Below are 17,873 nucleotides of genomic sequence, written 5' to 3' on the forward strand. Positions count from 1 at the left end.
TTTTTATTCCGGTAATCTTGATTTTATACGATGTGTTGCTTGGCTAAGGATCTGTGAGACACGTGACTCACTAACGCCAATAACCTCACCAATTTCTTTTAAATTTAAATCTTGTTCATAGTATAAAGAGAGTACCATTCGTTCTTTTTGAGGTAAGCCGCGAATCACCTCAGATAAACGTCGCATTAAATCACTATGAAATACATTGACATGAGGTTCGGTAGAGGCGTGCCCATCTTCAGCCTGTAGGGCATCATCAGTCACACCCAAATCTTCAAAACCATACAAATGGCTGCTCACTGAGTCTTGTAACATTTCATGATATTCATTCAGGGCTATTCCAAGTTCAGTCGCTATTTCTGAATCTTTGGCCTCTCTTCCTAATCGATGTTCAACTGCTTTCACTGCTTCAGAAATCATTCTTGCATTACGATACACTGAACGTGGAACCCAATCATTACGTCTTACTTCATCAAGCATGTATCCTCGGATACGTATTCCCGCATAGGTTTCAAATGATGCTCCTTTGGAAGAATCATAATGTCTTGTTGCTTCCAGCAAACCAAGCATTCCCGCTTGTATTAAGTCATCCAGTTGTACACTTTGCGGCAAACGCCCCAATAAATGATGTGCTATGCGCTTCACCAACAAGGCATGAGTTTTTACCAGCGTTTCCTGAATTTGCTGGTTCACTTTGCTATAGGCAGCCAAAGCATCCACATTAATCTCCTTAAAATTCACCCGCAACTAAACGTTCTAAAAAGAAACTGGTATTACCCCCCAACAAAGAGCAAGGTGGCCATTCAGATACTTCGTCTGCTAATTGCCTCATCGCTAAAGCAGCGGCAGAATCTGGATAAGCAATTAATACGGGTTTTTGCATTTTCACTGCCCTGTGTATGTGTTCATCAAAAGGAACTGCTCCTAAATAGTCTAGCTGAACCTCAAGAAATTGCTCGGAAACTTTGAATAATTTATTAAATAATTCACGTCCGTCCCGCTCATTTCTCACCATATTGGCGAGAATATGAAATCGTGTCCATTCATACCGCTTACTCATTACTTTAATTAAAGCATATGCATCGGTTAATGACGTAGGCTCATCGCATACAACGACAATTAATTCTTGCGATGACCGGGTAAAACTTAAAACGGTGTCTGATATACCCGCCGCAGTATCAATAATCATGTAGTCCAAATCATCAGTAAGCTCATTAAACGCATCAATAATTCCAGCTAACTCAGGTGGAGAGAGTTGGGTCATAAATTCTGTTCCAGAAGCGGCAGGAATAACACTAATACCATTAGGTCCAGGTAAAATAATGTCACTTAAATGGCAAATTCCCTGAATTACATGCGATAGATTATATTTAGTATGCAGCCCTAACATGATATCGATGTTTGCCAACCCCAAATCAGCATCAAGCAACATTACTTTTTTATGAAGTTGAGCCAATCCAACCGCCAAGTTAACAGAAACGTTGCTCTTGCCGACTCCACCCTTTCCAGCAGAAACTGCAATTACTTTAATTGGCTTCGCACGCGATAGACTCCTCAGCCCCGAAGCTTGATCACTTATATTTCGTCTCACTTTAGACATGATATTCTCTCCCAGCACTCTGATGTGCTTTCTTAACATTATCTGCCAGAAACAGTTGTGTTTCCTGTTCAGCAAATAACTCAACGAGCTGATGGCGTGTTGCCATTTTAATGTCTTCGGGTACACGTTGTCCGTGTGTCAAATAGCTCACACCCAAACCCGATTCAATAAGTGCACTTAATGCTCCGCCCACAGCTAACGATTCATCCAGTTTAGTCAAAATACACTGATCAATTTGATTCGCTTCATAACGTCTAATAGCATCAATTAATACTTGATAATGACTTGTTGCCGGTAAAACTAGAACCTTAGAAACAGACTGTAAATATGTGCCTAACACTTGCATTTGTTTAACCACTCGCTCATCTGCAGGGTTCATTCCGGCTGTATCTATCAAAATGAGTTTCTTATCACTTAATTGCCGTAACACTCGGGCCAAAGAAACCTCATCTTGAGCAACACACACCTTAACTCCTAAGATTTTTCCATACATCATAAGTTGCTCTTGTGCCGCGATTCGATAAGTATCCATAGTGACTAGACCTAACTTATCTGCTCCAAATCTTAAAGTAAATCGCGCTGCAATTTTAGCGAGTGTTGTTGTTTTCCCAACACCAGTTGGTCCAACAAAAGCATAAACACCCCCCTCTTCTATTCTACGTGTGTCACAAATGCTTAATTGATCCGTAATAATATTTAGTACAGATTCCCACCCTCTCTGTTGGTTTAAATCAGATCGCACGGAGCATGCCCAAGTCGCAGCAGTTGTATGACTTACTCCCAGATACAAAAGTTTTTGGAGTAAAATAGTATGCAAGGGCTCATAGACACCCACATTCCCTCTTAATTGTGCCTCAAGCATCCCTCTTAATGTTTGAATCTCTTGACGCATATCATCAAGCGGAGTTTGCATTTGAAATTTTGGTGTTTGGCTGATCGGTTCAGCACAAGCTACTGCTGCTGAAGTTGATAGAATGGTTTCATCAAAATCAATCGCAGCAACAACCTCCACACCTGCATCAACATGATGGCTGGATAAAATGACAGCATCGGCACCAAGTGTCTCTTTAATTTGTTTCATAGCGCTGCGTGTATCGGCCGCAACAAAACGTTTTAATTTCATAAAGCCTCCTGCTTATGAAGAAATTTGTCACTATTCACGCAATGCCTCTTTAGAAATTGTAGCCTGCTTGTAAGAAAACTGAGAAGTTTGTAACTTGTATTGCTTATTACATTATATTCCACATCTACAGTTCTTCATTTTTATCCTACTGTGCCTACTATTCTTATTTGTTTATTATCAGGGATCTCCTGATAAGACAAAACATGAAAGTCATAGGATATATTACGCACAAATCGTGCCAACACTGCGCGTATCCCGGGCTGTACCACTAATACAGAGCTCTCTTGTTTTGCCTGTTGTTGCATTGCTAATTGAGTCAGTGAATGTTGTATTTTATCTGCCATTCCTGGCTCGAAATTTACACCTCCAGATCCACTACTCTGAATAATGTTTTGCAATAATTGTTCCAACTCAGGTTTTAACGTAATAATAGGTAACTCTTCATGAACACCACTGATTTTTTGAGTAATTAATCGAGATAAAGCAATACGTACTTGACTGATTAAATACTCAGTATCCTTAGATTTTGGCGCTAATTCCGCCAAAGTTTCGACTATGGTGCGAATATCTGTTAAAGGAATATGCTCTATTAATAAACCTTGTAAGACTTTACTCACCATTCCTAAGGACAAGCCATCAGGTACTAATTCTTTCACGAGTTTGGGTGAGCTCACTGCAAGTTTATCTAAAAGTTGTTGGGTTTCTTCATAACCTAATAATTGTTGGCTATTCTGCTCCAATATTTGGCTTAAGTGTGTAGCAACGACTGTTGAAGAGTCGACTACAGTATACCCTAACGTGTGGGCTTGCTCTCTTTGGCTTTCATTTATCCAAACCGCTTCCATACCAAAAGCGGGATCACGAGTTTTTATCCCTTCTATTTCGCCAAAAATTTGTCCAGGGTTTATCGCCAAGCAACGATCAAGATGAATCGCCGCTTCTCCCATTATTACTCCCGCCAAACTAATTCGATAATGGTTAGGTTTTAGATCCAAATTATCACGTACATGTACTGAAGGAATCAAAAAACCCAACTCTTGTGATATTTTCTTCCGTACCCCTTTAATTCGAGAAAGTAAAATCCCTCCTTGTGCTTGATCCACTAAAGGTATTAAGCGATATCCTACTTCAAGACTTATCACATCAACAGGATTCACATCATCCCAAGACAATTCCGTAGAGAGATTTGAATTTGGAACAGCAAGAGATTCATTTTCCTGGGTAAGCTGCTCCTTTTGTTTTGCTTTGTCTTGCTTGAGAAATAGATAAGCAATTCCTGCCAAACCTGCAGAAAGAAGAATAAATGCAACATGAGGCATCCCAGGAATAACACCAATTAATCCAATGATACCCGATGCAATAATCAATGAGCGTGGGTTAGCTAATAACTGAGAAATTACCGCATGCCCCATATTTTGTGCACTGGAAACACGAGTCACTATGATGGCGGCTGCAGTGGATAAAACAAGCGAAGGCACTTGCGCCACTAAACCATCCCCAATAGTTAGTAGAATATAATTATGCAAGGCATCCGAAACACTCATTCCATGCTGAAAAACTCCAATAATCAATCCGCCGATAATGTTAACAACTAGAATTAAAATCCCGGCAATTGCATCGCCACGGACAAATTTACTAGCACCATCCATGGAACCATAAAAATCGGCTTCCTGCGCAACTTCCAATCGACGTTTTACCGCTTGTTCCTGATTAATTAATCCCGCATTCAAATCTGCATCGATAGCCATTTGTTTTCCAGGTAAAGAATCCAAAGTAAAACGTGCACTTACTTCTGATACCCGACCAGCACCTTTAGTCACCACCACAAAATTGATGACTACTAAAATTATAAAAACAACTAAACCTACAGCATAGTTTCCTCCAATAACAACCTCACCAAATGATTGAATTACATGACCAGCTGCATCAGTACCTTTATAGCCATTTAATAAAACCACTCGCGTTGAGGCAACATTTAGCGACAAACGTAATAAAGTTGCGAGTAAAATAACCGTTGGAAATACAGCAAAATCTAAAGGTCTTTCGCTATAAATCACGGCTAACAAGACTACAAGTGACAAAGCAATATTAAAAGTAAAAAACACATCCAATAAAAATGGAGGCAAAGGTAACATCATCATGCCAAGCATTGTGATTAGGACCAAGGGTGTACCCAACCCTTGATGCATCCAATATTGCATATACTGTAATGCCTTATTCATTATCAGCCTCCTCTGCATCACGGACTAACTCTGTTGGAATAGGAACATTCTGTAGTACAGTAGGTTTATAGTCATAACGTTCCTTGTCCCGCAATTGAAATACATAAGCCAAAACCTGAGCTACAGCAACATAAAGTCCTCTTGGTATTTCTGCATTTAATTTTGTAGAAAAGTAAAGCGCTCGAGCCAAAGGTGGTACTGAAATAATGGGAATTTTATGTGATGTTGCAATTTTGTTGATTTGAAAAGCAATCAAATCTTTGCCTTTTGCTACGACTATTGGTGCTTTATGGCTTTTTTCTTTATAACAGATTGCTACCGCGTAATGGGTAGGGTTTGTTAACACCACATTTGCTTTAGCAATTTCATTCATCATACGTCGTCTTGATATCTCTTGCTGCGCACGACGAATAGCGCTTTTTATTTCGGGCTTACCTTCTATTTCTTTGTATTCATCTCGCAATTCCTGCATGGTCATTTTCATATTTTTTTGATGTTCATACAATTGGAAAGGTACATCAAAGACAGCGATCAAAATCAAACTAGCAGAAATCAATACAAATGATTTCACTACGATTAAGCTACCGCTGCCAATTGCTGTCTCTATAGGAACATGAGCTAAATGGAGTAATGCAGGAATTTGTATTTTAAGCACTGCTATGGCAACCACTGCGACTAAAAGAAATTTAAAGAATGATTTGGACATCTCGACAAAACCTTTCAACGAAACCATGCGTTTGAGTCCTTGAAATAAATTGAGTCGAGAAAATTTGGGTTGTACTACTTGTGCACTAAAAACCCACCCCCCCATTAGCAAAGGGGCGGCTAAGGTAATGAGAAAAATAACTAGCAATAGGGGCATTAAAGACCAAAATCCCATTTTAGCTAAAAAAAACAAGCGCTCCGCACTTACCACAGAAGTCTGCGTAACTTGCGTATTAAATTCAAATGCATCTCGCATCAGGACTGCTAATTGCATGGCTAATTGTTTTCCGAAAATTAAAAATCCTAAGGCAGTAAAAAGTAAGGTTACTGTAGTATTGAAATCCCTCGAGCGTGCAACTTGCCCCTTTTTACGGGCATCTTTCAGTCGCTTGGCCGAGGGTTGTTCTGTTTTTTCTTGTGTTTGCTCTTGATCACTCATCAGGGTACCATCCCCACCATAAAACGCATCCCTTCTTTGATCAGATCTGCCATCTGTATTGCAATACTCGACAAACCTACCTTAATCACCACCATTCCCATAATTAAGGTAATGGGAAATCCTAAAGAAAAAATATTTAATTGAGGCGCTGCTCGCGACATAATTCCGAATGCTAGACTCACAATAAGCAAAGACAGCAATGCAGGAATTGAGATGAGTAGCGCCTGTTTAAACATCCATCCCGAAAATAACACAACATTCCACACCATCGATGGGGTTACAGATAACTGCCCTATAGACATTACTCTAAAACTATCTAACAAGGTTTCGAAAACGGTTAAATGACCATTAAGTGACAAAAATATTAGGGTCATCATCATAGAATAAAACTGACTTACTAAGGGAACACTTGCTCGGCTTGATGGATCCACCATCAAAGCAAAACTGAGACCTGCCTGCATCGCAATAATTTGTCCACCCAAAACAAAAACCTGAAAAACAAGCTGTAAGACAAAGCCCATTAACAATCCAAACAGAACTTCTTGGATAATATAAGCTAAAAAAAGTCCATTGAAATTAAGGAAAGAAAGCTCTTTAGGAACCATAAACGCACAGACACAACTTAAAACAAAAAGTAAAATAATTTTAATGCGAGTGGGTACCAAGATAGAAGAAAACACAGGCACAGTAAGCAGTAATCCACCAATGCGCCCCATTGGCCAAATCACCTGGCTTATCATATCTATTATTGTTGGATAATCCAGCTTCATCTTTAGTTAACCGATTAAATAAGGAATATTGGTAATTAAAGAATCGGTGTAATTCACCATAGTCTTCAATAACCAAGGACCGGCAAATACAAGCATTAAAAAAGTAATAAATAATTTGGGTATAAAGCTTAGGCTTGTTTCATTTATTTGTGTTGCTGCCTGAAACATAGAAACGATCACACCAACAATCAAACCAGGAAGAATGAGTACCATGATCAATAACAGCATCAAATACACACCTTCACTGAATATAGAAACTACAGAGTCTGGAGTCATATTATTTCCCTATAATTTTTATTTCCTTTGATTCATGATCTGAAAGCGAAAAGTTTTTAGCTCATAGCAAAACTCGACGCCAGCGATCCCAAAATAAGGGTCCACCCATCGACCATAACAAACAGCATGATCTTGAAGGGTAATGAGATAATCAAAGGTGATAGCATCATCATACCCATAGCCATTAGAACACTAGACACCACCATATCAATAATTAAAAAGGGTAGAAACAAAATGAAGCCAATCTGGAATGCTGTTTTTAATTCACTAGTAATGAATGCAGGAATCACTACACTCATTGGCACCTCGTTAAGGTTGGCTGGATTTTTTTGCGCAAATTTTTCAAATAAAGATAAATCATTTTTACGCGTTTGATTTAACATAAACTCACGCAAAGGAGCCTGTGCATTGGCTAAAGCTTGAGGGAATTTCATCGTCTCTGCGAGATAAGGCTGCACTGCCGTATCATTGATTTTATTAAAAACCGGAGACATCACAAAATAAGTCATGAATAACGCAATACCAATTAAGATTTGGTTTGTAGGCGTCTGCGCCATACCTATAGCTTGACGTAATATAGACAATACGATGATGATCCTTGTAAAAGCCGTCATTGCCATCAACATCCCTGGCAAAACAGTTAACAAGGTCATAAAAATCAAAATTTGCAGATTAACACTATAAGTTTGTTCCCCGTTTGCTCCAGGTTGAACCGTCATTGCCGGTAAGGATAAAGGGGCAGCCTGTAAGACTAAGGGGAAAAAACAAAATAGCATAAGAAATAATGTAGTCTGGGTGCAGCGCAGCGGAATTCGGGATTTAAATTCTCTATCTCCCTCTGCTATTAATCTTGTTATTCCCGTGCAAACAGAAATCCATTTGTGAATTAGCATCGATTTTCGATTGGAAAATGATAACCCTTTTTGTCCATATACATTCATCGTCATTTTATGATTTCTTAACTGATTTAAGGAGATCGGCAAACGAAGCTTTATTTATGGACTCAAATCCTGTAGGTAATTGTTCACCAAAATCATGAAGCATGGTGACATATCCTGAACCCGATCCAATCAACAAATAACGCGTTCCCACTTTTAACAAGGTAATTTTTTCCTTAGGACCTAAAATCATACTCGCTACGGATTGAAATCCTTTGGCCGAGCCCATTTGCATACCATGTAACCTCTTCACCACCCAAGACAATATAAGAATGATCAATAAAACCAACAATAAACCCATGAGAACCCGGATGAGTTCCCCATGATTGAGTGTAGAGTCCATCATCTTAATCGCTTAATACGTTCTGCTTTACTGACGATATCGGTTAATCGAACTCCAAATTTATCATTAACCACAACCACTTCCCCATGAGCAACTAAAGTCCCATTGACTAGGACATCAAGCGGATCCCCTGCCAAACGATCCAGTGCTACAATTCCTCCTTGGTTTAGTTGGAGTAAATTACGAATAGTCATTTTAGTGCGGCCGATTTCTACGGTCACTGAGACTGGGATATCCAAAATCAAATCCATTTTTTCACTGTCTGCTTCCTGGGGAAGAGTATTCGATGGTTTGGGTTGTTCAATTGCTTCTTGAGACATTACTTATCTCCTAATAACTAATATTTTTTATTATTTTCACAGCACGCTTGTCATTTGCAGTACCTTGAGTTGCTGTAAATCCTGGGGTCCCTTCAATATCTAAAGTAACTATTTCTTTCATTTCCATAGGTATAAAATCTCCTACTTGCCATGACATTACCGCTCCGAGAGAGCTTTTTGTTTCAGCCATTATCGAACTTACAGTTAATTCAACATCCATTAATTCTTCTTTGAGTGATTTGACCCAGTTCGGATCAATTTCGTCATCTGGACGAGAAGCACCAAGCTCTAGTTGCTCTTTAATTGGCTCAACCATGGAGTAAGGCAAAATAAAATAGAAAATACCTACTTCCTTACCAAAATCCATAGAAAAACGTGCCACCAATAGCATTTCTTCAGGTTCTGCTATATTGACTAATTGTGGGTTTGTTTCATCATTAAATTTAGTGATATCAAGCTGAATAATAGGCTTCCAGGCTTGGCTCAGATTGGCAATAAGCTTTTTCGTTATCACATCCATTACACGCAGCTCGGTAGCAGTAAAATCAGTTCTGTCTTTTTGGGCAAAGAATTGAGAGCTGCCCCCAAAATAATAGTCGACAAGATCATAGACAAAAGTACTATCAAAAAGAATTATCCCTTTGCCTCGTAATGGTTTAAATTTAAAAATACTCATTAAACTTGGGTTGGGCAAACTCTCCATAAAATCGCGATGTTTTATAATAAGTAATGAATCTTGCTTGATCTCAAAATCCTTGGCTGTGACATTGTAGATATCTGATGCAAATAAGCGCACCGCCCGATCATAAATTCTATCTAATACAGGCAACTTACCTTTGACGATACGTTCTTGAGCAGTAAAATTAAGTGTTTTAACATCATTCTCTTTTTTTATTTCAATAGGCTCAAATGCAGAACTTGCGACATCATTTTTATCCGCTTTTGCTTTTTTATCCGATTTTTCCTTAGTACCTGCTGCACTTTCTAATTCTAGATGTTCCTCTTCAGAAGACTCCCCCACTGTTTTTAGTAATGCATCTATTTCTTCTTGTGATAAAACGTTTTTATCAGCCATATAAGCTATCCATACTAATTTTTTTACTTGAATTCACTAAGGGAATTCAAGTAATCCACATGATTTTTTATTGAATACCATTATGCAAACTATATGCCATTTATAAAATGAGCTGGATAATTATAGCCAGTGTGAGGCGTCCATCTTTACCCGGGCTACAGACTCTTGAAAAGATAAGGTATAAGCCACCTTATGGACTCATGATTTGACAGGTTATAAAATCACCGCCAATCATTTGACAATCAAACCAAATGGTTGAAACCATTCAAAAAATCCTACTCATTAATATCTTGCTGACATTTTGACTTTGCCATCTTTCGACAATTTTCCTGACAATCAATCTCATTTGAATTCAGACATTGCGAGTTGATACAATCTTGGCTTGCGTTGTGGAAACACTGGGTCCTGTCATATTTTTGTGCACCCAAATAATCTTGCGGAATATCGGCTGCATAAAGCGAAAGGGAAAAGAGAAAGCCAAAAACGATTAAAATAGTTTTCATCATCATAATTCCTTTTGATATATCTCTAAATGAATTATAGTCTTAAATATTGGAAATAATGAAACAACACATACAATGCACAGCAAAACCAAAATATTCACCAATTTTAGCCGTGCGCACTTTAGCCAGTCGTTCTGTTTACGTCCAGATAGCGAAGAACAACTTGTTGAATACCTTTCTTACAATCATCAGAACAACATTCTCGTACGTGGTTCAGGACTATGTTACAACGACAGTTGTTTTAATACGGATGGTTTTATTATTGATAGCGAACGCCTGAATCATTTTATCGATTTTAACCCTGAAACGGGCATTGTAGTGTGCCAGGGGGGCGTGCCGCTTAAAGATTTATTTTTAGTGCATCCCGATTTTATTCCTCCTGTTCTCCCTGGCACTGTCCATGCTACAGTCGCAGGTGGAATTGCTCATGATGTCCATGGTAAAAATAATCATCACGAGGGTAGTTTTGGACATCATCTCATTGAATTCGATTTATTGATCGGAAGTAAGAAAGTTCATTGCAGCCGTAAAGAAAATAGTGATTTATTTCATGCCACCATTGCCGGATTTGGTCTTACAGGAATTATTACCCGGGCGGCACTCCGTCTAAAAAAGGCTCCTCGTTTTGTGCAAACCACACATAAACAATTTGAATCGCTGCAAACACTTGTGGAATGTATGGGAACAGAGGGTATTCATCATGATTATCAAGTCGCCTGGCTTGATCTTCTTCATCCTATTCCCCGTGCTGTTTTTTCTGTGGCAGATTATTGTGAACCGTTCGAGGATAAGAAATTAAAGATCCACACAGTACCAAAAACTCCATTTTCTTTAATCAAGCCGTGGGGTATCAAATTATTTAATCAGTATTTTTTTAATCATAAAAAAGGGCAAGAAAAACTAGCTCTTGAGCAATTTAATAATCCACTAGATAAACTCCTGCATTGGAACCGACTTTATGGTCCCAAAGGATTAGTTCAATTTCAGGCAGTTTTTAATACAGAGCATGCCTCAGAAATTTTAGATCGATTAGTTCAATTGATGCGGCTTCATAAAGCCACACCCACTCTTGCCGTACTCAAGTTGTTTACCCAATCAGGAGAAGGTTTGCTTTCCTTTTGCAAACCTGGATTTACCCTAGCGGTGGATTTTATTCATGATCTACACTCGAAACAGGCAATTTATGCAATGAATCAATTAATCAGTGAACTTAATGGTCGAGTGTATCTAGCTAAAGATTTCCTTTTAACCGAAGACCAGTTTAAAACGATGTATGATCAACATGAGCAATTCTCTCAAACTCTTGAACGTCATGCATGCCCTATGAACTCTGACATGGCACTACGGTTAGGAATTAAAAAATGATACCAAGGACGTGGGTTATACTAGGTGCAACTTCAATCATTGCGGAAAAATTGGCTCACATTGCTGCCCAATCAGGACACCCATTAATTCTTGTAGGACGTCAGCCAAATCAGCTCCAACTCATTGCAAATGATATCAAACTTCGATATCACGTGAGTTGTGATGTACTTGTTTTGGATTTGGTCGAGCAAGTTAATGATCTGATCGAGTTTTTTAAAAATAATCAGCACGAACTCGATTTATTGATCGCACACAGTGACTTCACCGATAACGATCATTTGAATATCGAAACAATTTCTCACCTCATCAAAGTAAATATTTTGGCTACTACTTTGTTGATCCACACCTACTTAAATCGTCAGCAAAAAGAATATAATTTATTGTTTTTAAGTTCTGTTGCTGCATGTCGTGGACGCGCCAAAAACAGTCTTTATGGAGCAAGTAAAGCATGTATTGAAGTTTATCTGCAAGGGCTGCAACAAACAGCTCAAAGTAATTTAAACATCACCATTGCTCGCTTGGGTTTTATTGACACCAAACAAACCTATGGCATGCCCGGAATTTTTTATGCAGCCCCACCGAACTCTTGTGCAAAAGCCTGTTGGAACGCACTGCGAACTAGAAAAAGACTATTTTATTATCCTTTTTTTTGGCGCTTTATTATGGCAATTATTACCCGATTGCCATTCTTTCTTTATAAGAAAATGGGAAAGATGTAATACCCCTTAATTACCAAAGTACGCTATGGCCAAGTGCATTGTTTTCTAAATTTCTTTGGCGCATCCCACTCGTTTACTTCATAATTTTAATCATGGGTAATATTGTTTTTATGAGCCCAAAAAATTGTAAAATATAGATAACCAAAATAATAAGAACTAGCACATTCAGTAAGCTTTTAATTGAAGGCGGCATAGGTATAAACCTATCTATCAGCCATAAAACCACCCCGAAGACAACAATTATAGCAATTAAATTCAAGAGCTCGTTCATAACTGTCCTTATTTATTATGATTTTCTGTTTTAAATTATAGCAGATTTACAAAGACTTAGGAGTTTGATACTGGAGACAGGGATAATGAAGGACAAGATTACAGAAAATCATTCGTTTTTTACATTTTTTTCTTTCAACAGATCGCGAATTTCAATTAATAATCTTTCTTCTCTAGTGAGTTTTTCTTTCTTTTCTTCTTTTTTTCTTAATAAGGAAAGTGCTTTAATTGCGATAAAAATTGAAAATGAAATGATAGTAAAGTCAATTACTGCCTGAAGAAACTCACCCCACTTTACAATTGCATCTCCTACAGTAAACGTTTTCTTTGCGACATTCACCCCACCTAATAATAAACCAATTAATGGCATAAGAATGCCGCTAACTAATGAACTAATGATTTTGCCAAATGCCGCCCCGATAACAACAGCCACTGAAAGATCAATTACATTTCCTTTGATCGCAAATTCTTTGAATTCATTTATAAATCTCATGCCATTTCCTTATGCAATGATTATTCTACAAATAGTAGCCGGGAGAAGAAAATCCAGGCTACACAAATACCATTTATGAATGACGCACCATCTCCCTAATTTCCTCTATCTTTTTCTCCAAATCAGCCGGAACCTCTCCTCCTCCTTGAGCCATATCATCTCGACCGCCACCTTTTCCACAGAGATGTCTTACCAATGTAGCTGCAGTGGGAGCTTTCCCTAAAATGCTCTTGCTTACACCGGCAATTACATTCATTTTGTTTTGATCCACTGTAAATAAAACGATTACAGCTGAATCAAGTCTAGATTTTAATTGATCCAGAGTAGTTCGCATGGTTTGGCTGTCAACACCCTCCAATTGTTTAACCAGCAAACTAATTCCATTGATTTGTTCTACTTCATTAGCCAGATCTGCCCCTGACTTTTGTGCTTTTTCACTTTGCAGTTTGGCAATTTCTTTTTCTAAACTTTTACTTTCGGCAATAAGTTGCTCTAATTTATCCGGTAAGTTATTCGGGGTGGTTTTTAATAATGAAGCCAACTCACTTAAAAGCGATTGTTGTTCATTAACCCAGCCTAATGCATAACGACCTGTTACCATTTCGATACGTCGTACCCCACTTGCAATTCCGTATTCAGCAACAATTTTAAACAACCCAATATCACCTGTTCGTCGTGCATGGGTTCCGCCACAAAGTTCTTTAGAAAACTCACCCATAGATAATACACGCACCTCATCGGTATATTTTTCTCCAAAAAGAGCGACTGCACCACTTTTTTTGGCAGACTCAATATCCATAACCCGGGTAACTACTTCGTTATTGGCTCGAATTTGATTGTTAACTAATATTTCAATTTCTTTTATTTGTTCTGTAGTCAATGATTCAAAATGGGAAAAGTCAAAACGGGCGCGTTCAGCATCAACCAAGGATCCCTTTTGTTGGACTTGTGGTCCGACTACTGTTTTTAATGCAGCATGTAATAAATGAGTTGCTGTATGATTTAAACGGATTGCTTCTCTACGCTCGTTATCTATTTCAGCTCTCACCAATTGATCTAAAGTTGCAGAACCTTCCACAACTTCACCATAATGCACTATGGCTAAACCTTTTTTTTGTGTGTCATCCACACGAAACCGTAAACCTGTACTTGTTAATATTCCCTTATCCCCTACTTGCCCACCACTTTCTGCATAAAAAGGTGTATGATCTAAAACTACAGCTCCTTTTGCACCTTTACTCAAGACTTCGACTTCATTTCCATCTCGAAGCAATGCAATAATTTTTGCTTCGGTCTCTTTTTGCTCATACCCATGAAAATTGGATTGATAATCCAATTGGGCATTGTTGCTATAATCCACGCTGAACTGACTTGCTGCTTGAGATTGCTCTCTTTGCTGTCGCATCAATTGATTGAAACCATCCATATCTACATAGAGCCCTTGTTCTCGAGCTATATCCGCGGTTAAATCCACTGGAAATCCGTAGGTATCATATAGTTTAAATGCGATTTCCCCTGATATTTCGTGCCCTCCAAGAGAATGCATCTGGTCTTGCAGCAGACGTAACCCCTGATCAAGGGTGCGGGCAAACTGATTTTCTTCTTGGCTAAGAATTTTTTCTATATGCGCTTTAGCTTTTATCAATTCCGGGTATGCATCACCCATTACCGTAATTAAAGGATCTACTAATTGTGAAAAGAATGGCGTCGGTAAACCTAACTTATTCCCGTGCCTTATAGCCCTTCTTATTATTCTTCTTAGCACATAGCCTCGTCCCTCATTTCCAGGGATTACTCCATCAGCAATTAAAAATGCACAAGAACGAATATGGTCAGCAATTACTTTCAAAGAAGTGTGATTTAGATCGGTAACAGATCCAAGTTTCGCTGTTGCTTGAATCAAATACTGGAATATATCCGTTTCATAATTACTATGTACGCCTTGAACAACTGCAGCAAGGCGTTCAAGTCCCATTCCTGTATCCACAGAGGGTTTGGGTAATGGATGCAGATTTCCATCTTTATCCCTATTAAATTGCATGAACACCAGGTTCCAGATTTCAATATATCGATCCCCATCCTCATCCGGGCTGCCTGGAGGACCTCCTGGAATTTCAGGGCCATGATCATAAAAAATTTCAGTGCATGGACCACAAGGACCTGTATCCCCCATAGACCAAAAATTATCCTTTTCACCACAACGAGAGAAACGTGCAGCCGAAACATTCATTTCTTTTAACCAAATATCTTCTGCTTCCTGATCTTCTTTATAAACAGTTACCCACAACCGCTCTTCAGGCAAATGCAGCACTTGAGTTAAAAATTCCCAAGCAAATTTTATTGCTTCTCTCTTGAAATAATCACCGAAACTAAAATTACCCAACATTTCAAAAAATGTATGGTGTCTTGCTGTATATCCTACATTTTCCAAATCATTATGTTTACCACCTGCACGAACACAGCGCTGTGCCGTAACCGCTCGCTGATACGAGCGTGTTTCAAGTCCCAAAAATAAATCCTTAAATTGCACCATCCCCGCATTAGTAAACAATAAAGTCGGATCATTAGCAGGAATTAAGGAGCTGGATTCCACGAGTTGATGACCACGTTGTGTGAAATAATCAAAAAATGCTTCTCTAATTTCAGAACTTTTCATTTCGAATCAACACCAATTTGAGTTAATTTTAATTTCGGTCGTACTATGCAAATGCGCAGCACAATCACTACACATCGCCCAGGCTACAAGCACCTAGGCTACGATTTCATTTTTATTTTTTTAATTCTTTTTTCACTTGAGCAATGGTATCCATACCAAATCCACGGTAAAGCAAAAAACGCTGATGTTTTTGAAGTTCATCAAACGATAAATCACATTGACCTTTAGTTTTTTTCTGCCATACATCTAAAGCATAAGTCAGCCAATTATCTTCTTCCTGCTGTAAGAATTGATTAATTAATTCCTTATCAATCCCTTTACTACTCAATTCCTGGCTTATTTTTAAAGGTCCATAACCTTGACGTATTCGTAAGCGACAACATAGTTCTACAAAGCGTCGATCACTTTGTATATCCAAGCGTTGGCATTCATCCAATGCTTTTTTTGCTTCTATCGCACTATATCCTTTTTGCTTTAATTTATCACAAAGCTCTAAGGCACTGTGCTCGCGCCTGGACAACAGACGCACAGCACAATCAAATGCTTTAGTCATCAACGGCCTCAAATTCTTCCGCACTAGCTGACGCAAGCATAGGGAGTTTTTTCTCTAAAAGCTCCGTACGAATTTGATGTTCAAGAGTTGCTGCAATTTGAGGATTCTCTTTTAAGTATAAGCGAACATTATCTTTCCCCTGGCCAATTTTCTCACCTTTATAGCTGTACCAAGCTCCAGATTTTTCAATCAGATTGAGTTGGACACCTAAGTTGATAATTTCACTTTCACGAGAAATACCTTCGTTATACAGTATATCAAATTCGGTCATCTTAAATGGCGGAGCCACTTTATTCTTAACCACTTTAACTCGTGTTTCACTACCCAAGATTTCCTCGCCTTTTTTAATTGATCCAATACGACGAATATCCAGGCGCACAGAAGCGTAGAATTTTAATGCATTACCTCCAGTGGTGGTTTCGGGACTACCAAACATTACGCCAATTTTCATACGAATCTGGTTAATAAAAATGACCAGCGTATTGGAACGTTTAATATTAGCAGTCAATTTCCGTAACGCTTGGGACATCAGTCGAGCTTGTAAACCCACATGTGAATCTCCCATTTCTCCTTCAATTTCTGCTTTCGGGGTTAAGGCAGCAACAGAGTCCACGATAATGACATCAACTGCAGCGGAACGTACCAGCATATCGGTAATTTCTAAAGCTTGCTCCCCGGTATCAGGTTGAGAGACCAATAGCTCATCCACATTTACACCCAGTTTTTGCGCATAGCTTGGGTCCAAAGCGTGTTCTGCGTCAATAAATGCGGCAGTGCCTCCTATTTTTTGACATTCGGCAATAACTTGTAATGTTAAAGTGGTTTTACCAGAAGACTCTGGGCCATAAATTTCAACGATACGTCCTTTGGGCAAACCGCCAATTCCCAATGCAATGTCTAATCCTAAAGACCCTGTTGAAATGGCCTCTATATCTCGAGAGACAGTACTGTCACCCATACGCATCACTGATCCCTTGCCAAACTGACGTTCAATTTGCGAGAGGGCTGCGGATAATGCTTTTTGTTTATTTTCTTCCATAATAGTTCCAGATAGTTATATGCAAGGGTAAAATTATCACACAGATAGGAATAAGCAGCAATTGATTCACCCTATTTAAGGAGTTTTTTGCCTCAAACTCAAATGAAGTAAAAATAAACTATTGCATTCAGGCCAAAAACCAGCGCGCTACTGAAAAATCGACAGGCATTGAACAAACATTAATCATTTGGTAAAATTTAAGAACATATTTTTTTGAGGTTGAGATCATGCAAAGTAAAAGCGAGGAACTGAGTTCTAAGGTAGCAGCGAATTCATTATATGCAGCACGCCTAGCAATAAATATTTCTAATGCAGCCAAACATATATTTTTTCAGACACCCGAGGAAGCTAATGTACCCTTTAAAGATCGTATGCAAGTTCAATTTGAACGAAAAGCACTCCCAATAGCTGAAGATTTGACCTCCATAACCATAGGAAAATAAATAAATGCACTAGAGGTTTTA

The 17,873-nt window shown here is 38.6% G+C and carries 19 protein-coding genes; 3 read left to right on the forward strand and 16 right to left on the reverse strand.

Features of this window, described 5'->3' with window-relative positions; genetic code table 11:
* Positions 1-3: 3 nt before the first annotated feature.
* The 11 genes from ACWTE2_RS31560 to fliM form a co-directional block, all read right to left on the reverse strand.
* Entirely contained in the window at positions 4-720 is a 717-nt protein-coding gene (locus ACWTE2_RS31560) for an RNA polymerase sigma factor FliA (RefSeq protein ID WP_182393272.1), read from the reverse strand.
* A 10-nt stretch (positions 721-730) separates the two neighbouring features.
* Complete coding sequence (locus tag ACWTE2_RS31565) at positions 731-1,600, reverse strand: MinD/ParA family protein (RefSeq protein WP_182393271.1); 870 nt, start codon at positions 1,598-1,600, stop codon at positions 731-733.
* Complete coding sequence (flhF, locus tag ACWTE2_RS31570; protein WP_454785865.1) at positions 1,593-2,723, reverse strand: flagellar biosynthesis GTPase FlhF; 1,131 nt, start codon at positions 2,721-2,723, stop codon at positions 1,593-1,595. The genes ACWTE2_RS31565 and flhF overlap by 8 nt, the downstream gene beginning before the upstream one ends.
* A 140-nt stretch (positions 2,724-2,863) precedes the next feature.
* Positions 2,864-4,945 (reverse strand): flagellar biosynthesis protein FlhA, encoded by a 2,082-nt coding sequence (flhA, locus tag ACWTE2_RS31575; protein ID WP_454785866.1) that lies wholly within the window; start codon positions 4,943-4,945, stop codon positions 2,864-2,866.
* Positions 4,938-6,089 carry a flagellar biosynthesis protein FlhB gene (gene flhB / locus ACWTE2_RS31580; RefSeq protein WP_454785867.1) on the reverse strand — a complete coding sequence of 384 codons (1,152 nt, stop codon included), beginning with the start codon at positions 6,087-6,089 and terminating at the stop codon, positions 4,938-4,940. Before flhB ends, flhA begins: the two co-directional genes overlap by 8 nt.
* Complete coding sequence (gene fliR / locus ACWTE2_RS31585; protein ID WP_454785868.1) at positions 6,089-6,859, reverse strand: flagellar biosynthetic protein FliR; 771 nt, start codon at positions 6,857-6,859, stop codon at positions 6,089-6,091. The genes flhB and fliR overlap by 1 nt, the downstream gene beginning before the upstream one ends.
* 6 nt (positions 6,860-6,865) lie before the next feature.
* Positions 6,866-7,135 carry a flagellar biosynthesis protein FliQ gene (fliQ, locus tag ACWTE2_RS31590; protein WP_182393266.1) on the reverse strand — a complete coding sequence of 90 codons (270 nt, stop codon included), beginning with the start codon at positions 7,133-7,135 and terminating at the stop codon, positions 6,866-6,868.
* 56 nt (positions 7,136-7,191) lie between these two features.
* Positions 7,192-7,911 (reverse strand): flagellar type III secretion system pore protein FliP, encoded by a 720-nt coding sequence (gene fliP / locus ACWTE2_RS31595; RefSeq protein WP_454785990.1) that lies wholly within the window; start codon positions 7,909-7,911, stop codon positions 7,192-7,194.
* A 172-nt stretch (positions 7,912-8,083) separates the two neighbouring features.
* Complete coding sequence (fliO, locus tag ACWTE2_RS31600) at positions 8,084-8,416, reverse strand: flagellar biosynthetic protein FliO (RefSeq protein ID WP_454785991.1); 333 nt, start codon at positions 8,414-8,416, stop codon at positions 8,084-8,086.
* A complete protein-coding gene (gene fliN / locus ACWTE2_RS31605) occupies positions 8,416-8,736 on the reverse strand; it encodes a flagellar motor switch protein FliN (RefSeq protein ID WP_076547449.1) in 321 nt (106 codons plus the stop codon). The genes fliO and fliN overlap by 1 nt, the downstream gene beginning before the upstream one ends.
* A 10-nt stretch (positions 8,737-8,746) precedes the next feature.
* On the reverse strand, positions 8,747-9,811 hold the full coding sequence (fliM, locus tag ACWTE2_RS31610) for a flagellar motor switch protein FliM (protein WP_454785869.1): 1,065 nt from the start codon (positions 9,809-9,811) through the stop codon (positions 8,747-8,749).
* A 578-nt stretch (positions 9,812-10,389) separates the two neighbouring features.
* Between fliM and ACWTE2_RS31615 the strand changes: the two genes are divergently transcribed.
* Both ACWTE2_RS31615 and ACWTE2_RS31620 read left to right on the forward strand, forming a co-directional pair.
* A complete protein-coding gene (locus ACWTE2_RS31615) occupies positions 10,390-11,679 on the forward strand; it encodes an FAD-binding oxidoreductase (protein WP_454785871.1) in 1,290 nt (429 codons plus the stop codon).
* Entirely contained in the window at positions 11,676-12,398 is a 723-nt protein-coding gene (locus tag ACWTE2_RS31620; RefSeq protein WP_454785872.1) for an SDR family NAD(P)-dependent oxidoreductase, read from the forward strand. Before ACWTE2_RS31615 ends, ACWTE2_RS31620 begins: the two co-directional genes overlap by 4 nt.
* Positions 12,399-12,471: 73 nt before the next feature.
* Here ACWTE2_RS31620 and ACWTE2_RS31625 read toward each other — a convergent pair whose 3' ends face one another.
* The 5 genes from ACWTE2_RS31625 to recA all read right to left on the reverse strand — a co-directional run bounded on the left by ACWTE2_RS31625 (position 12,472) and on the right by recA (position 17,409).
* Positions 12,472-12,669 carry a Thivi_2564 family membrane protein gene (locus ACWTE2_RS31625; protein ID WP_454785873.1) on the reverse strand — a complete coding sequence of 66 codons (198 nt, stop codon included), beginning with the start codon at positions 12,667-12,669 and terminating at the stop codon, positions 12,472-12,474.
* 108 nt (positions 12,670-12,777) lie between these two features.
* Entirely contained in the window at positions 12,778-13,161 is a 384-nt protein-coding gene (gene mscL / locus ACWTE2_RS31630; RefSeq protein ID WP_454785874.1) for a large conductance mechanosensitive channel protein MscL, read from the reverse strand.
* Between the two features lie 73 nt (positions 13,162-13,234).
* Positions 13,235-15,817 carry an alanine--tRNA ligase gene (gene alaS, locus ACWTE2_RS31635; RefSeq protein ID WP_454785875.1) on the reverse strand — a complete coding sequence of 861 codons (2,583 nt, stop codon included), beginning with the start codon at positions 15,815-15,817 and terminating at the stop codon, positions 13,235-13,237.
* A gap of 112 nt (positions 15,818-15,929) precedes the next feature.
* Positions 15,930-16,370 carry a recombination regulator RecX gene (gene recX, locus ACWTE2_RS31640; RefSeq protein ID WP_454785876.1) on the reverse strand — a complete coding sequence of 147 codons (441 nt, stop codon included), beginning with the start codon at positions 16,368-16,370 and terminating at the stop codon, positions 15,930-15,932.
* A complete protein-coding gene (recA, locus tag ACWTE2_RS31645; protein ID WP_182393259.1) occupies positions 16,363-17,409 on the reverse strand; it encodes a recombinase RecA in 1,047 nt (348 codons plus the stop codon). Before recA ends, recX begins: the two co-directional genes overlap by 8 nt.
* 227 nt (positions 17,410-17,636) lie before the next feature.
* Between recA and ACWTE2_RS31650 the strand changes: the two genes are divergently transcribed.
* Entirely contained in the window at positions 17,637-17,852 is a 216-nt protein-coding gene (locus tag ACWTE2_RS31650) for a hypothetical protein (RefSeq protein WP_454785877.1), read from the forward strand.
* Positions 17,853-17,873: the final 21 nt, after the last annotated feature.

The organism is Legionella nigrisilvae (assembly GCF_977063395.2).

What these genes read in the sequence shown, in the direction of transcription:
- ACWTE2_RS31565 (WP_182393271.1), bottom strand. Translation starts at nt 1,600, where the DNA reads ATGTCTAAAGTGAGACGAAATATAAGTGATCAAGCTTCGGGGCTGAGG.
- flhF (WP_454785865.1), bottom strand. Translation starts at nt 2,723, where the DNA reads ATGAAATTAAAACGTTTTGTTGCGGCCGATACACGCAGCGCTATGAAA.
- flhA (WP_454785866.1), bottom strand. Translation starts at nt 4,945, where the DNA reads ATGAATAAGGCATTACAGTATATGCAATATTGGATGCATCAAGGGTTG.
- flhB (WP_454785867.1), bottom strand. Translation starts at nt 6,089, where the DNA reads ATGAGTGATCAAGAGCAAACACAAGAAAAAACAGAACAACCCTCGGCC.
- fliR (WP_454785868.1), bottom strand. Translation starts at nt 6,859, where the DNA reads ATGAAGCTGGATTATCCAACAATAATAGATATGATAAGCCAGGTGATT.
- fliQ (WP_182393266.1), bottom strand. Translation starts at nt 7,135, where the DNA reads ATGACTCCAGACTCTGTAGTTTCTATATTCAGTGAAGGTGTGTATTTG.
- fliP (WP_454785990.1), bottom strand. Translation starts at nt 7,911, where the DNA reads ATGCTATTTTGTTTTTTCCCCTTAGTCTTACAGGCTGCCCCTTTATCC.
- fliO (WP_454785991.1), bottom strand. Translation starts at nt 8,416, where the DNA reads ATGGACTCTACACTCAATCATGGGGAACTCATCCGGGTTCTCATGGGT.
- fliN (WP_076547449.1), bottom strand. Translation starts at nt 8,736, where the DNA reads ATGTCTCAAGAAGCAATTGAACAACCCAAACCATCGAATACTCTTCCC.
- fliM (WP_454785869.1), bottom strand. Translation starts at nt 9,811, where the DNA reads ATGGCTGATAAAAACGTTTTATCACAAGAAGAAATAGATGCATTACTA.
- ACWTE2_RS31615 (WP_454785871.1), top strand. Translation starts at nt 10,390, where the DNA reads ATGCACAGCAAAACCAAAATATTCACCAATTTTAGCCGTGCGCACTTT.
- ACWTE2_RS31620 (WP_454785872.1), top strand. Translation starts at nt 11,676, where the DNA reads ATGATACCAAGGACGTGGGTTATACTAGGTGCAACTTCAATCATTGCG.
- ACWTE2_RS31625 (WP_454785873.1), bottom strand. Translation starts at nt 12,669, where the DNA reads ATGAACGAGCTCTTGAATTTAATTGCTATAATTGTTGTCTTCGGGGTG.
- mscL (WP_454785874.1), bottom strand. Translation starts at nt 13,161, where the DNA reads ATGAGATTTATAAATGAATTCAAAGAATTTGCGATCAAAGGAAATGTA.
- alaS (WP_454785875.1), bottom strand. Translation starts at nt 15,817, where the DNA reads ATGAAAAGTTCTGAAATTAGAGAAGCATTTTTTGATTATTTCACACAA.
- recX (WP_454785876.1), bottom strand. Translation starts at nt 16,370, where the DNA reads ATGACTAAAGCATTTGATTGTGCTGTGCGTCTGTTGTCCAGGCGCGAG.
- recA (WP_182393259.1), bottom strand. Translation starts at nt 17,409, where the DNA reads ATGGAAGAAAATAAACAAAAAGCATTATCCGCAGCCCTCTCGCAAATT.
- ACWTE2_RS31650 (WP_454785877.1), top strand. Translation starts at nt 17,637, where the DNA reads ATGCAAAGTAAAAGCGAGGAACTGAGTTCTAAGGTAGCAGCGAATTCA.